The organism is Bacillus sp. FSL W7-1346 (assembly GCF_038593335.1).
Lineage (GTDB): Bacteria > Bacillota > Bacilli > Bacillales > Bacillaceae > Bacillus > Bacillus altitudinis.
On sequence record NZ_CP151988.1, the window covers coordinates 225021 to 239149 of the forward strand.

At 42.1% G+C, this 14129-nt stretch carries 17 protein-coding genes; 11 read left to right on the forward strand and 6 right to left on the reverse strand.

Features of this window, described 5'->3' with window-relative positions; all coding sequences use genetic code 11:
* Positions 1-208: 208 nt before the first annotated feature.
* The 3 genes from NST09_RS01260 to fabF all read right to left on the reverse strand — a co-directional run bounded on the left by NST09_RS01260 (position 209) and on the right by fabF (position 4586).
* Positions 209-979: a SurA N-terminal domain-containing protein gene (locus tag NST09_RS01260; RefSeq protein ID WP_017358711.1), complete on the reverse strand. Its 771-nt coding sequence runs from the start codon at positions 977-979 to the stop codon at positions 209-211.
* A gap of 152 nt (positions 980-1131) precedes the next feature.
* Positions 1132-3195, reverse strand: a complete 2064-nt coding sequence (locus NST09_RS01265) for a thioredoxin domain-containing protein (protein WP_342493250.1) — start codon at positions 3193-3195, stop codon at positions 1132-1134.
* 158 nt (positions 3196-3353) lie between these two features.
* Positions 3354-4586: a beta-ketoacyl-ACP synthase II gene (gene fabF / locus NST09_RS01270; protein WP_342493251.1), complete on the reverse strand. Its 1233-nt coding sequence runs from the start codon at positions 4584-4586 to the stop codon at positions 3354-3356.
* 103 nt (positions 4587-4689) lie between these two features.
* Between fabF and NST09_RS01275 the strand changes: the two genes are divergently transcribed.
* Entirely contained in the window at positions 4690-5526 is an 837-nt protein-coding gene (locus tag NST09_RS01275) for a helix-turn-helix transcriptional regulator (RefSeq protein WP_025206654.1), read from the forward strand.
* A 361-nt stretch (positions 5527-5887) separates the two neighbouring features.
* Here NST09_RS01275 and NST09_RS01280 read toward each other — a convergent pair whose 3' ends face one another.
* Entirely contained in the window at positions 5888-6394 is a 507-nt protein-coding gene (locus NST09_RS01280; protein WP_099496266.1) for a hypothetical protein, read from the reverse strand.
* Between the two features lie 119 nt (positions 6395-6513).
* Between NST09_RS01280 and NST09_RS01285 the strand changes: the two genes are divergently transcribed.
* From NST09_RS01285 to NST09_RS01330, 10 genes are all read left to right on the forward strand, one after another.
* On the forward strand, positions 6514-6828 hold the full coding sequence (locus NST09_RS01285) for a metalloregulator ArsR/SmtB family transcription factor (RefSeq protein WP_008343888.1): 315 nt from the start codon (positions 6514-6516) through the stop codon (positions 6826-6828).
* Between the two features lie 83 nt (positions 6829-6911).
* On the forward strand, positions 6912-7340 hold the full coding sequence (locus tag NST09_RS01290) for a DMT family transporter (protein ID WP_008343887.1): 429 nt from the start codon (positions 6912-6914) through the stop codon (positions 7338-7340).
* A 13-nt stretch (positions 7341-7353) separates the two neighbouring features.
* A complete protein-coding gene (locus NST09_RS01295) occupies positions 7354-7818 on the forward strand; it encodes a DMT family transporter (RefSeq protein WP_035390624.1) in 465 nt (154 codons plus the stop codon).
* A 122-nt stretch (positions 7819-7940) separates the two neighbouring features.
* Complete coding sequence (locus tag NST09_RS01300) at positions 7941-8201, forward strand: metal-sensitive transcriptional regulator (protein ID WP_003217059.1); 261 nt, start codon at positions 7941-7943, stop codon at positions 8199-8201.
* A gap of 125 nt (positions 8202-8326) precedes the next feature.
* Positions 8327-8809: a DsrE/DsrF/DrsH-like family protein gene (locus NST09_RS01305; protein WP_052320710.1), complete on the forward strand. Its 483-nt coding sequence runs from the start codon at positions 8327-8329 to the stop codon at positions 8807-8809.
* 14 nt (positions 8810-8823) lie between these two features.
* Positions 8824-9180 carry a rhodanese-like domain-containing protein gene (locus tag NST09_RS01310; protein ID WP_079919416.1) on the forward strand — a complete coding sequence of 119 codons (357 nt, stop codon included), beginning with the start codon at positions 8824-8826 and terminating at the stop codon, positions 9178-9180.
* A gap of 53 nt (positions 9181-9233) precedes the next feature.
* Entirely contained in the window at positions 9234-9797 is a 564-nt protein-coding gene (locus NST09_RS01315) for a sulfurtransferase TusA family protein (RefSeq protein ID WP_342493252.1), read from the forward strand.
* A 15-nt stretch (positions 9798-9812) separates the two neighbouring features.
* Positions 9813-10940 (forward strand): MBL fold metallo-hydrolase, encoded by a 1128-nt coding sequence (locus NST09_RS01320; protein ID WP_079919412.1) that lies wholly within the window; start codon positions 9813-9815, stop codon positions 10938-10940.
* Positions 10941-10974: 34 nt separating this feature from the next.
* Positions 10975-11205, forward strand: a complete 231-nt coding sequence (locus tag NST09_RS01325) for a sulfurtransferase TusA family protein (protein ID WP_008343881.1) — start codon at positions 10975-10977, stop codon at positions 11203-11205.
* A gap of 58 nt (positions 11206-11263) precedes the next feature.
* Positions 11264-12040 (forward strand): sulfite exporter TauE/SafE family protein, encoded by a 777-nt coding sequence (locus tag NST09_RS01330; RefSeq protein ID WP_058214104.1) that lies wholly within the window; start codon positions 11264-11266, stop codon positions 12038-12040.
* 52 nt (positions 12041-12092) lie between these two features.
* Here NST09_RS01330 and NST09_RS01335 read toward each other — a convergent pair whose 3' ends face one another.
* Together NST09_RS01335 and proS are read right to left on the reverse strand one after the other, a co-directional pair.
* The gene (locus NST09_RS01335) at positions 12093-12269 is read right to left on the reverse strand and encodes a hypothetical protein (RefSeq protein WP_017358723.1); all 177 of its coding nucleotides are present in this window, start codon (positions 12267-12269) and stop codon (positions 12093-12095) included.
* Between the two features lie 290 nt (positions 12270-12559).
* A complete protein-coding gene (gene proS / locus NST09_RS01340; RefSeq protein ID WP_035703007.1) occupies positions 12560-13993 on the reverse strand; it encodes a proline--tRNA ligase in 1434 nt (477 codons plus the stop codon).
* Positions 13994-14129 lie beyond the last annotated feature (136 nt).

Genomic DNA, 14129 nt, shown 5'->3' on the forward strand with positions numbered 1-14129 from the left:
CTCTTGTAGATATGACTGAAACAAAAGTACGAGGTCTGTCTTTGATCTTGTACTTTTTCAGAGACAAAAGAATTGATAACGCTTTCTTTTGTACTCCCATCATATCGGATGGAGTAGATGTTTATGATGAGGCTTTTGTCATTATTTTGGAAAAACAGTTCATGAAGTGATGAAAAAAATCCGCACAATGGCGGATTTTTAATAGTGGTTAAATCGATACATCAATTTTTGCAGATTTCTTTAGTTGATCAATTTCTTTTTGTACTTCTTTTTGCTTTTCTTGAGATTCTAACTGCTTCTTGATTTGTGATTTGACGTCTTTGAAATCAGGTGCTTTTTGTTTTTGTTTTTTCATTTGTTCGGCGTATTGGTCATAGTACGCTTTGACGTCTTTTTCAGACACAGAGGCTGATTTAATTTCTTTGTCGACATATTGGCTGTATTTGATGCTGTCGGCAATATCACTTTTCAGCTGATCCATTGTCAGTCCGCTCTTTTTGAGTGCTTCTTCAAATTGAGCATTGTCTTTAAATTGTTTCTTTTCTTCTTTTAGCTGCTTATCGACTTGCTTGTCAGAGGCTTTATAGCCCTTCTTCTCAGCATCTTGCAGGATGAGCTCTTGACCTACTAGCGCATCAATGGTTTGCTTTTTGACAGCTTTTGCGCCTTCTTTAGATGTTGGATCTTGTCCTGACTGCTGAAGCTGACCTTGAATGGTCGATAAGGCGCTATTGTATTCACTTCCTGTGATTTTATCTTTGTTGACGGTCGCAACGACCTTTTGATCATCAATTTTTTGTGCGTCTAATTTCTTTTGCATCTCTTCCATTTGCTTTTGCTGCTCTTTTTGGTCAGCCTGTGTTGTTTCCTTGCTATTGGCTGAATCGTTTTGCTTATCCTGTTTCGCATCGTTTGATGAGCAGGCTGCAAGCCCCACTGATAACAGACAAGCAATGAGTGTATATGATACTTTTTTCAATTATTTTCTCTCCCTTCGGTATGAGAACATCTAGTGCGCATTCTAACCGTTTTAGAGGAAAAATAAAACCGTACTGACGAATTGTTAGCGGATTGACATTTTTTTTATCTGTTTGTCCTCATTTTGTCTTCTCATAGTCATCATATGACAGCTTAAATTTGAAATAATTGTTCCATCGCTTCGTCGAGATTGGTGATCGGCTGTCGGCAACTGTAGTTCTCGCAAATATAGACTGTCGTGCTGTCGTTGATCGCTTTGTAATCTTTTGCAAAAGGTGCGAGCCTTGCTAATTCTTGCCCTGTTTCGGCAGTTAAAATGATATCAAATGGCATGAATCGTTTTTGCAATGCTTGTAGAAGCTGTTCTTTTTGCGGGTCGCCCTTTTTCCCAAGAATAATGATTTCTCGGTTTGCGGCATATTGGCTCAATAGTCCTTGTAAAAAGGCGGTATGTCCGCTTGGATAGGAAGAGACATCGACGTAAAAGGCGCTGAACATCTTCTCTAGTGTTTCGATCCAGTCTTGACGTCCGATCATTCTGCTTAGTTTCAGAAGGTGTTGGAGTGCAGTACTGTTACCAGACGGCATGGCCCCGTCGTATACTTCTTTTTCACGAACGATAAGCGCTTCTGCATCTGAGCCTGAGAAGAAAAAGCCCCCGATTTGCTCATCCCAAAACAGTTCAAACATATTTTCAGCAACGGCTCTGGCTTTTGTCAGCCAATCTAGGTCAAAGGTCGCTTCGTATAAAGACATATATGCTGTGAGCATGTGCGCATAATCTTCGATAAAGCCTAGATGCTTCACGTCCCCTTCCCTGTAGCGGACCATGAGCCGTTCCTGCTGGACGAGGTGTGTTTCGAGAAAAGACATCGCCTGTTTTGCCATGTGTATGGCCTCTTTTTTATGAAAGACACTCCCTGCTTTGGCAAGTGCGGAAATCATCAGCGCATTCCACGAGGTGAGTACCTTGTCATCGATTAGCGGTGCAGGTCGCTGCTGTCTTACAGTGAGTAAGATGTGTCGAGCGGATTGCAGTTTGGAATGAAGGGTTTTGTCGTCGATTGAATATGCTGCCTTGATGTCATCAAATGAGGTGGAAATGGTATGAGGGATGTTCTGTCCTTCAAAATTTCCTTCCTCTGTGATGTGATAGACCGCACAAAATAAAGTGCCGAGGTCATCACCTAAATGGGTCATGATCTCCTTTTTTGTCCAAACGTAATATTGCCCTTCTTTTCCTTCAGAATCGGCATCGATTGCCGAATAAAAAGAGCCATCACGATTCATCATGTCTCGTTTGATAAATTGAATGAGGTCTTGGACAAGCTTTTCGTACTCAGGGTGTTGAGTGATTTGATAGGCTTCGGTGTAGGCATCTATTAGCAAGGCGTTATCATACAGCATCTTTTCAAAATGCGGCACAAGCCATTTTTCATCGGTTGAATACCGAGTAAATCCAGAACCAATATGATCATAAATACCGCCGTTTGCCATGCCGTTTAACGTTTTTGTGACAGCATATAACGCATTTTCTTGCCCTGTCCATTCAAAATAACGCATGAGAAACGTGAGCATATGCGGCGCAGGAAATTTAGGCGCAGAACCGAAGCCGCCATACAGCGTATCAAAGCTGCTCATGAGCTGATAATAGGCTTTGTGAATCGACTCCTGAGTGAGCGTATTTTCTGTCTGCCCTGCTGCCTTGATCCGCAGATTATTTGTTGCCTTTTCTGCCAATGATTCAATATGATCACGATCGTTGTGATAAGCATCCAGCAATTGCGTCAGTGCTTCAATGAAGCCGGGACGGCCGTAAGCACTTCTTTTTGGAAAGTATGTCCCCGCATAAAAAGGCTTTTGATCAGGCGTGACAAACACGTTGAGCGGCCAGCCGCCTTGCCCAGTCATCATCTGACAAACGGACATATACATCGAGTCAATGTCTGGACGCTCCTCACGATCGACTTTGATTGAAATGAAATGCTCGTTTAGGATGTCAGCGACTTGTTGATCTTCGAAGCTTTCGTGCGCCATGACGTGGCACCAGTGGCAAGTGGCATAGCCGATGCTGACAAGCACTGGTTTATTTTCACGTTTCGCTTTGTCGAAGGCTTCTTGCCCCCACGGGTACCAGTGAACTGGGTTGTGGGCGTGTTGAAGGAGGTACGGGGATTTTTCATTGATGAGTGGGTTGGGTGTTTGGTTGTTTGGCATGGGTCACCTGCTCTTTCAATTTTTTAAGTATTTTCTTTTCTCCATTTAATATATCAGATTGCTGAGGCTCGTCATATTTTGTCTGTGAGGTATTCCCATCATGAAAAAAACAAGGGCTATAAACCCTTGTTTTGTCATTATTTCACCTTTTCACCACTTCAATCGTAATGTTTTAACAAGATGGCTGAATTATGTCCTCCAAAACCAAAAGAATTGGATAGCCCATATTTCAATGGAAGCTGTCTCGCTTCTAATACAACATCTAAATTGCAATCTGGATCTTGTTTCTCTACATTAATAGTTGGTGGAATCATTCCTCGTCTCAAACTTTCCACTAAAGCAATCGCTTCTACTCCGCCTGCAGCACCAAACATGTGCCCAGTCATTGACTTGTTCGCAGTTGTTGGAATTTCACCTGATCGATCACCAAATAATTTCTTAATGGCTAGAACTTCTGAACGATCACCTACTTGTGTACTTGTTGCATGAGCACTAATAACATCGATTTCACTTGTTGATATATCTGCACTTCTCAATGCTTTCTTCATGGCTAAGTAGGCACCCCTACCTTCTGGGTGTGAAGCGACCATATGATGTGCATCTGAACTAGCCCCGTATCCCACTACTTCACATAATATCGGCGCATCTCTGAGAATTGCGTTGTCTAATGATTCTAATACTAAGATACCTGCGCCTTCACTCATCACAAAGCCATCTCTATCTGTATCGAATGGGCGGCTGGCTCGACTTGGGTCTTGGTTTCTAGTAGATAGTGCGTGTGCGTTTCCAAAACTAGCCAAAGATATCTGATTGACGGCAGCTTCTGCTCCACCGGCAAATATAATATCTGCTTCATCGTTTCGGATCGCATTGAAAGCTTCACCAATAGAGGTGTTCCCAATAGAGCAAGCTGTGACCGGTGACAATGATGGCCCTTGTGCGCCTAATTTTATGCTGATTTGGGCCGCAGCTGCATTTGAAATCATCATGGGGACAAGGCTGGGGCTTACTCTCGATGGACCTCGTTTATCTAATACATTCACCTGATCAACAAGCGATTGTATGCCCCCGATTCCTGATCCAACATATACGCCTAAACGTTCATGATCTACTTGATCTAACTGTAATTGTGATTGTTCTAATGCTTGTTCGGCTGCTGCTAAGGCAAACTGACTAAAACGATCTAATCGTTTTGCTTCTTTTCTCCCTAATATTTCATCTGCATCGAAATCACGAACGATTCCAGCTATTTTTGTTTTATAATCAGTCGTATCAAAAGAATCAATGTGAGATATTCCCGATTGTCCTTTAACGAGTTGATTCCAAAAGCTATCTATATCATTTCCTAGTGGAGAAATAACTCCCATTCCAGTAATGACAACTCTTTTCATGATCATTCCCTCCTTGTTTTTATTAACTTTAGCCATTGTGTTATCCTATTACAAGTTGTTGTTTATCCTAGTATAATGAATAATATTTTAAAAGGAGACCTTAATGAAACCTGAAACAAGACTTCAAGCATTATCAGAATTTCTAAAAAACCAACGTTCAAAAATCACGCCTCAAATGGTTGGTTTACCTGTAGGAACCCGCCGAAGAACACCAGGACTCAGAAGAGAAGAAGTGGCTCAACTAGCCGGTGTGAGTCTTACTTGGTATACATGGTTAGAGCAAGGCAGAGATATAAAAGTATCTACTTCGGTATTAGATGCTATTTCTAGTGCATTACAATTAAATAACGATGAAAGGAGATATTTGTACGCTTTAGCATTAGAGGAAGGTGTGAAACAATCCTATATCATTGAGAATGAGAAGGAAATCAGTCCGGCTTTAGTGAAAATTTTGCAGGAGCTTCGTTATTGTCCAACGATTATATCTGATAGAAGAAGTCAGATTGTTGGGTGGAATCAAGCAGCAGCTAATGTATTTTTGGACTTTGAACAGATCATCCCGGCAGAAAGGAATATCATACGCTTACTATTCGCAAGAAAGGAATTTAAAAGTTTAGCCGTGAATTGGGAGCATTTTGTAAGAGGATATATCGCCATATTTAGAACGTATTATGGACAGTATGTGGCAGACGACTGGTATGAACAATTTATAGAAGAGATGGAGCAGGCATATCCTGAGTTTCGTAAAATATGGAATGAAAATGAGATCAGCTATGCACCTGAAGTATTAATTGAATTTCGTCATGCTAAGGCAGGTAAAATGTTGTTTAATCTCACTTCATTACAAGTGTATGGGGATACTGATTTAAGATGCAGTGTCTATACACCCGTTGAGGATACTGAAACTGAGCTTAAGTTAAAACGTTTAATTGAAGGCTAGCTATTGTTTGGAGAGAAGAATAGATTTGAGGTATCCTTCCATGTTCAGAAAGTAAATAAATTAGGTATTTATGATAGAAATTATTTTTTTACTTCTTAAAACTTAATCATGACATTTAGCTTCTTTGGGTATTGCTGATTGAGACATGCCGTCTATTCGCTTATCTAGTTCAAATAATATGAAAAAGTTTATGATGATTTGAAGAGAGGTAATTGAGGAAATTTTGGTTCCTTCAACTACCTCCGTGTTACATTTATATTCGCTTTTCTATTCATAACTTCAATTGATCTTTGCTTAACCAAGGTTACGCTTCTACAATCTCTAATAACACAGCATTTTGATGTAACTTGTCAATTCTCCTCTACCTCTTCACCAGTACATATTGTAAGTTTTCTAATTCAAACATATCAATCAGTTCATCGATCCCTTTAAAATCGATATGTTTTCCAAACCGTTTTGTGCTTAGGTCAATTTCTACATCCAATTGATCGTCCTTTTCTTTCATTTCGAGTTCATTTAGACAAGAATAGATTTCGATGGTTTCTCCTTTTGACAGCTCTTTTTCAATGAATTTAAAAAGTGCACGAAGAGAATGAATGATGTCTAATTCATAAACAAAAGGGTGCGTGAATTTGTTTCTTACCGCTTCATTGACGGGATCTAGATAATCAATGTGAATGCCTTCGAAATCCTCTTCTGTTTCAAATACTTCTATCAAAAGATCTTCTTTTTGATAGATTTTGGGCTTTTTTTGTTTTTTATCAAACATGTTGATATTGAGTTCAGAGAATGGTTTATAGGTAGGATTTTGACCAATGGTACCAAGCGGCAGTTCTTTGTTTGATCCAATATAATGCTGTAAAGTCATGGGTTACCCTCATTTCTTGAAATATCCCCTTTTAGCGTTGATTATTTCCTTTTTACCAATTTAGAGATAAATATGCAACGGCTTGACATATCGGTATTTCTAGATATACAATGTCTGCCATGGAACCTATTGATGTGTTTAAGGCATTATCGAATGAAACAAGGTTGAATATTTTAAAGTGGCTTAAGGAACCAGAGAAGCATTTTCCTAAGCAAGGCGCTCATTTACCGAAGGAGGTTAGTTATAAGGGGGGCGTTTGTGTTGGGGATATTCAAGAAAAGGCGCAAATTTCTCAATCAACGGTCTCTAGCTACTTACATTTGATGCAAAAGGCTGGTCTGCTCGAATCGGTACGGCATGGGCAATGGACATACTATAGACGAAATGAAGAATTTATCCAACAGATCGGACAATATATGAAAACAGAGATCTAAAGGATGTGTGATTTCTGTTTTTTTCTATTCTATATATCTGTTTATCTAGATATATAAATATATGAATTGAAGGAGATTTGATGATGCGTTTGATTTTTTATGTACTTGCGCTATTAGCGGGTGCGGCACTTAGTTTTGAAGGAGCCATCTATGCGGAACTTGGGAAGTCGATCGGACAGTTAGAAACGAGTTTTTATAACTTTTTTGTCGGTTCAATTATCATGGGGCTATTGTGGCTCTTTTTTGGCAAAGGTGACCTTTCCTATACGTTGAAGGCACCGAAATGGTCGCTACTTGGCGGAGCGATGGGGGTTGTGTATTTAACGTCTATTGTGGTGAGTGTTCCATTTGTTGGTGTGGGGGTAACGATGGTTGCTGTCATTATTGGTCAGCTGCTGATGAGTATGGTGATTGAGCATTTTGGCTGGCTAGGGAGTCAGAGAACGAGAGTAAACAAAGAGAAGGTATTTGCGGTCATTTCGATGATCATTGCCCTTATTCTTATTCATTAGGAGGAAAGTCGATATGGCATTATTGTTAATTTTATTTACTTTCATCGGAGGCATTACGTTAAGTGCGCAATCTTCCATAAACGGTACGTTTAGCAGGAGAGCAGGTACGATTGAAACGACCTTTTTGACCTTTTTAACGGGTACGATGTTTTTGACCATTCTGATTTTATTCTTTGGGAGCGGACATCTGTTGAATCTCTTGCATGCACCAAAGTGGCAGTTGAGTGCGGCTTTTCTTGGAACGGCTTATTTAATCCTGACAGTGGTCGCTGTTCCGAAAATCGGTGTCATTGCTGCAAATATTGCGGGGATTGCTGGGCAGCTTGTCATTGGAATGGTCATCGATCATTTTGGCTGGTTCCATAGCCTAATGATTTCACTTGATCTCAAACGCATATTGGCCTTATTTTTTATGCTGATCGCTCTTTATTTTATTTACAAAGGAAATAAGCGCTCTAGAGAGGAAGCGAGTGCTTAAAGAGAACGGGCTGCTGTGACATTTGCTCTCAGCAGCTCTTTTATACTGATTCATCATGTTTGACTAAATACCTATCAGGGTATACTATCTGATCATAGGGAAAAGAGAAAGGAGTGTTAAACGTGGAGTATAATCAGCAGATGAAGAATCGTCTTCGCCGGATTGAAGGGCAGATTAAAGGGGTTCTTGCGATGATGGAGCAGGGAAAGGATTGCCGCGAGGTGGTGACGCAGCTATCTGCATCTCGTAATGCGATTGATCGGGCGATGGGTGTGATTGTGAGTACAAACCTTGAACAATGTGTCCGTGAAAGTCTTGAGCAAGGCAAGGATACAGAGGGGCTTGTCAAAGAAGCGGTTGAGCTCTTGGTGAAAAGCCGGTAAGAAATTCCTCAGCCTTTGGAGGTTGACGAATTTTTTTACTTGTTATAATATACCCTTACCGGTATGTGTATATATTTTTTGTTTTCAATATACCCCCACGGGTAATTTATATAAGGAGGATCATGATGGAGGAACAGAAAAAACGAACAACAATTGTTTTATTTAGTGGAGATTATGATAAAGCGATGGCCGCTTATATTATTGCAAATGGCGCAGCAGCTTATGATCACGAGGTGACTATTTTTCATACTTTTTGGGGGCTGAATGCCTTGCGTCAGGAAGAGATGGTGCCACTGAAGAAGGGATTTTTAGAAAAAATGTTTGGCAAAATGATGCCGCGCGGCGCTGATCGAATGGGGCTGTCAAAGATGAATTTTGCAGGAATGGGACCGAAGATGATCAAGCATGTGATCAACAAACACAATGCCATGACCCTGCCGCAGCTCATTGATATGGCGAAGGAACAAGACATCAACCTCGTGGCATGTACGATGACGATGGATCTTTTAGGGCTACAGGAGAACGAGTTACTAGCAGACATTCAATATGCAGGTGTGGCAGCGTATTTAGCAGAGGCAGAAATCGGGAATGTGAACTTATTTATCTAGGGAGGTGTTCATACATGATTCAAACGCTTTTGCTCATCATTGTGCTCGCTTTGCTTGTGAGCCGTTTTCTTCCTGTACGGGGTGTGAAACAAATGGACGCAGCTCATCTGAAACCTAAATTGCATAGTCGGCATCAACAGCTGATAGACGTGCGATCACCTTTAGAGTTTCAAACAAATCATATAAAAGGATTTCAAAATATCCCCTTACCACAGTTAAGGAATCGAGCGCATGAGCTTGAGAAAAACAAAGAAATTTATGTGATCTGCCAAAGCGGGATGAGAAGTATGCAGGCGGCTAAATTATTAAAAAAACAGGGATTTACCCACATTACGAATATCAAGGGTGGCATGAATGCTTGGCGATTATAGGTATAAATAGGCTTTAAAATATACCCCCACCCCTATAAAAAGGAGGAAAAACAATGCAGCAACCAACAGCAATTCTAGATGCAAAAGGATTGGCATGCCCAATGCCCATTGTCAAAACGAAAAAACAAATGAATGAGCTCTTGCCAGGAGATGTGCTTGAAGTGCAAGCAACCGATAAAGGGTCTACAGCGGATTTAGCAGCTTGGTCAAAAAGCGCCGGTCATGAATTTTTAGGAACGAAAGTAGAAGGACCGGTGCTTCATCATTTGATTCGTAAAGGCGGAGCGAAACAGGAGGAGGAGGAGCAGTCAATGATTTCGGAAATGTCGTTGAACATGTTTCAACAGAAGGTAAAAGAAGATCAGCCATTGTTTATTTTAGATGTACGAGAGCCGAATGAATATGAAGCGGGTCATATTCCAGGAGCTGTTCACATCCCTCTTGGCGAGGTGGAACAACGTGCTGAAGAATTGAACCGAGAGACGCTCATTTACCTCATCTGTCATTCAGGCAGAAGGAGTGAATTAGCCGCACAAAAGTTAAAAGAAAAAGGATTTCATCAATTGATCAATGTAGTGCCAGGTATGAACAGCTGGACAGGAGAGATTGAAAAATAGGAGCTGAATGAAACGATGACTGTAAAAGCAATGACAGCAGAACAGTTAACAAAAAAGATCATCAACAAAGAGCCGATCTTTTTGTTGGATGTACGAAACGAATCAGATGTGCAGGACTGGAAAATTGAAGGGAAAGCCGTTGAATATTTAAATGTGCCTTACTTTGAGCTTCTTGATGGCGTAGAGGATATGGTGGAGAACATACCGGATGACCTAGATGTACTGGTCGTTTGTGCGAAAGAAGGCTCCTCTATTATGGTGGCAGAGATGCTGTCAGAGGCAGGCAGAGCGGCCCGTTATTTGCAAGGCGGCATGAAGGCATGGAGTGAGCATTTAGAGCCAGTGAAGATCGGTGATTTAACTGGCGGTGGAGAGTTGTACCAATTTGTGCGAATGGGCAAGGGGTGCTTGTCCTATATGATCATGTCGAATGGGGAAGCTGCGATTATTGATGCAGCTAGAATGACGGAGGTCTATACGCAATTTGCTAAAAAGCATCATGTCACAGTGACGCATGTGTTTGATACGCACCTCCATGCGGACCATATATCTGGCGGGAAAAAGCTGTCTGAACTGACTGGTGCTATCTATTGGCTACCGCCAAAAGACGCCGAAGAGGTGACATTTGATTACAAACACCTTGAAGAAGGACAGCGTGTGACGATTGGAGCGACGGAGATTGATATTCATGCCCTTTATTCACCGGGCCATACGATTGGTTCAACCTCTTTTATCGTAGACGGCCGTTACCTCCTTTCAGGTGATATTTTGTTCATTGATTCGATCGGACGACCTGACCTAGCCGGTATGGCGGAGGACTGGGTAGGTGATTTGAGAGAAACCCTTTATACACGATATACGGCGCTTTCGGCAGAATTGATTGTGCTGCCTGCACATTTTATGATCGTGGATGAGCTTAATGAAGACGGAAGCGTTTGGAAGGAGCTAGGCGCTTTGTTTGAAGAAAATCACGGGCTGAACATTGAAGATGAAGACGTATTTAGACAAATGGTCACGCAGGATCTCCCTGCACAGCCAAACGCTTATCAAGACATTCGGTCTACCAATATGGGGAAGCTGAATCCAGACGAGGAAGCGCAGCGAGACATGGAAATTGGTCCAAACCGTTGTGCGATTCGATAATGTTCAATAAAATAAAGAAGCGAGGGATGATCAGATGACATCAGATCACATTTTAGACGTAACCGGGCTTGCATGCCCAATGCCGATTATTCGGACGAAGAAAAAAATGAACGACTTGGCAGAAGGTCAAGTATTAGAAATACATGCAACAGATAAAGGGGCCAAAGCTGATTTGGCTGCATGGGCTAAGTCAAGCGGACATGAATTGATCACACAGACGGATGAAGGACATGTGCTGAAGTTCTGGGTGAGAAAAGGGTCCTAAAGGGGAGAGGGGTATCTATGAGGGAGCCCCTTTTCCTTTTGCAAAGGAGGAGACCAGCGTGGATTTTGCATTTTTCATTACTTTATTTATCATCGGGTTTATTGGTTCCTTCTTATCAGGAATGGTCGGAATAGGAGGGTCGGTGATCAACTATCCCATGCTGCTTTATATCCCGCCTCTTGTCGGAGTGATGGCATTATCGGCACACGAGGTTTCAGGGATTGGTGCCATTCAAGTCCTATTTTCGACACTCGGCGGTGTGCTGGCGTATCGAAAAAGCGGATTTTTACATCGACCATTGATTTTATATATGGGGAGCAGTATATTGGCAGGGAGTTTATTAGGCAGCTATTTATCACATTTCCTTCCAGAGAAAGGCATCAATGTAGTCTATGGTCTGCTTGCCATTGTCGCTGTCATTTTAATGCTTGTTCCGAAAAAAGGTCAGCAGGCAGAAGCGGATGGAGAGGTGACTTTTCATAAAGGACTGGCGGCTGGTATTGCCTTTGTGATCGGAAGTGTATCGGGTGTATTAGGTGCAGGCGGTGCCTTTATTTTAGTGCCGGTGATGCTATCGATTCTCAAAATCCCTGTGCGGATGACGATTGCCTCGTCTCTGGCGATTACGTTTCTCTCTGCAATCGGCGCATCGGCTGGGAAAGTGCTGACTGGTCAAGTCATGTTCATGCCTGCGCTTGTCTTAATGGCGGCCAGTTTAATTGCTGCGCCGATTGGGGCGAAAATTGGTCAGAAAATCAATGCCGTTTATTTGCAATGGGCGCTTGCCGTGATGATTACAGCCACAGCGATCAAAATCTGGGTAGATTTATTATAAGAAAAAGACCAACAACTGAGAGCAAGGGCTCTTTTCCATGTGTTGGTCTTTTTTATTTCATATCATCGTGCTCGATATACGTTTCAAGTGCAGGGTGGTACTCTTTTTGATAATGAAGATTGGGGCATGTTTTCACGACTTTGCCTTGCAAGGCATTGGACTTCGAGACATCTAATGCTGTTTTACATTTTGGACAGCGTTCGTTAAAAATTGAGAGCCAGCGCTTCATAGATCACCACTCCAGTTAAAGTCTTAAAAACCCATTATATTAATATGAATTATAGGGTATTGTGTGAAGGAGGTCAATGGATATTTGGCTCTTTTTAACAAAAAAGAAGCATCGTATAAGATGCTTCAGCGTGTAGACAAATCCTCGCATTCTTTGTCAGCCCTGCATGCTGGCGCTCATGATTTTTAATTTCGCTTCGCAAGAGTCCGAAGGCTTTCCGTCACGCTGAAAAGAAGACAAAGGGCTAAAATAAAGTTCATTTTAGCCCTTGTCAACAATTTGAAGCATGATTAGTAGGCTTTTGCCCAGAACACCATATCAGAAGCTGGTTTCCCGCAGCAGACACATGTGTCAGAAACGGATTCTTGTTCAAACGGGATACAGCGTGATGTCGCCCCTGTTCTCTCTTTGATGTCGTTTTCGCAGTCTTCATCACCGCACCACATGGCTTTGATCAACCTGTTTTCTTCGGCAAGAAGCTGCTCGATGTCTTCGATTGTGTGGGCGTTTGATGTTTTTTCATGTAATCGTTCTTTTGCTTTTTCGTACATCGTCTGTTGAATGTCTTCAAGCGTGGACGTGATGGTTTGTTCAAGTGCATCTAACGTGACGGCTTGCTTTTCACCTGTGTCTCGTCTTGCGAGCATGACCTGGCCTTTTTCCATATCCTTTGGTCCCACTTCTACACGTAAAGGGATGCCCTGCATTTCACATTCGTTGAATTTCCAGCCAGGCTGTTTATCGCTTGCATCGATGTCAGCGCGTGCGATGCGGGCGAGTCGATCCTTTAATTCATAGGCATGATCGAGGACACCTTCTTTATGGGAAGCAATTGGCACAACACGTACTTGGGTTGGCGCAATGTTTGGCGGCAGGACAAGTCCTCTGTCATCACCATGCACCATGATCATAGCGCCAATAATTCTTGTGGTGAAGCCCCATGATGTTTGCTGGACATGCTCTAGTTTTCCTTCGCGATTTAAAAATTCAATGCCAAACGCCTTGGCAAATCCGTTGCCGAAGAAGTGAGAAGTGGCGGTTTGCAGGGCTTTTCCATCATGCATCAAGCTTTCAACCGTATAGGTGAAGCGGGCGCCAGCGAATTTTTCTTTCTCTGTTTTCCTGCCTTTAATGACAGGGATCGCTAGAAGCTCTTCACAAATAGACGCATAGATATGAAGCATTCTTTCTGTTTCTTCAATCGCTTCTTGCTCAGTCTCGTGACAAGTGTGCCCTTCCTGCCAGAGGAATTCAAGGGTTCTAAGAAATGGACGTGTTGTCTTTTCCCAGCGGACGACATTGGCCCATTGGTTATATAGCTTTGGTAAATCACGATAGGAATGAATGATGTTTTTATAATGCTCGGCGAACAGCACCTCGGATGTTGGTCTGACGCAGAGTCTTTCCTGTAATTCCGAATCACCGCCATGTGTCACCCACGCCACTTCAGGAGCAAAGCCTTCGATATGATCTTTTTCCTGCTGGAGAAGACTTTCTGGGATAAAGAGCGGCATATAGACATTCTCGTGACCCGTTTCTTTGATTTGACGATCAAGTTCGTCGCGAATATTCTCCCAAATTTTAAAACCGTATGGCTGAATAATCATACTGCCTCTAACGCTTGAATAATCGACGAGACGCGCCTTTGTGACAACATCTGTATACCACTGGGCAAAGTCGTCTTCCATGCTTGTAATTTTCTCAACAAATTGTTTCTTTGACATCGTCTTTTTCCTCCTTTTAAAAAAACAAAAAAGCTGTGCTTTAAGTTAGGGACCATTCCTGGTGGTACCACCCTAATTTAAAGCACAGCTTTACACTCGATCATGATAACGGTATGAACCGCTGTATGAAACAGAA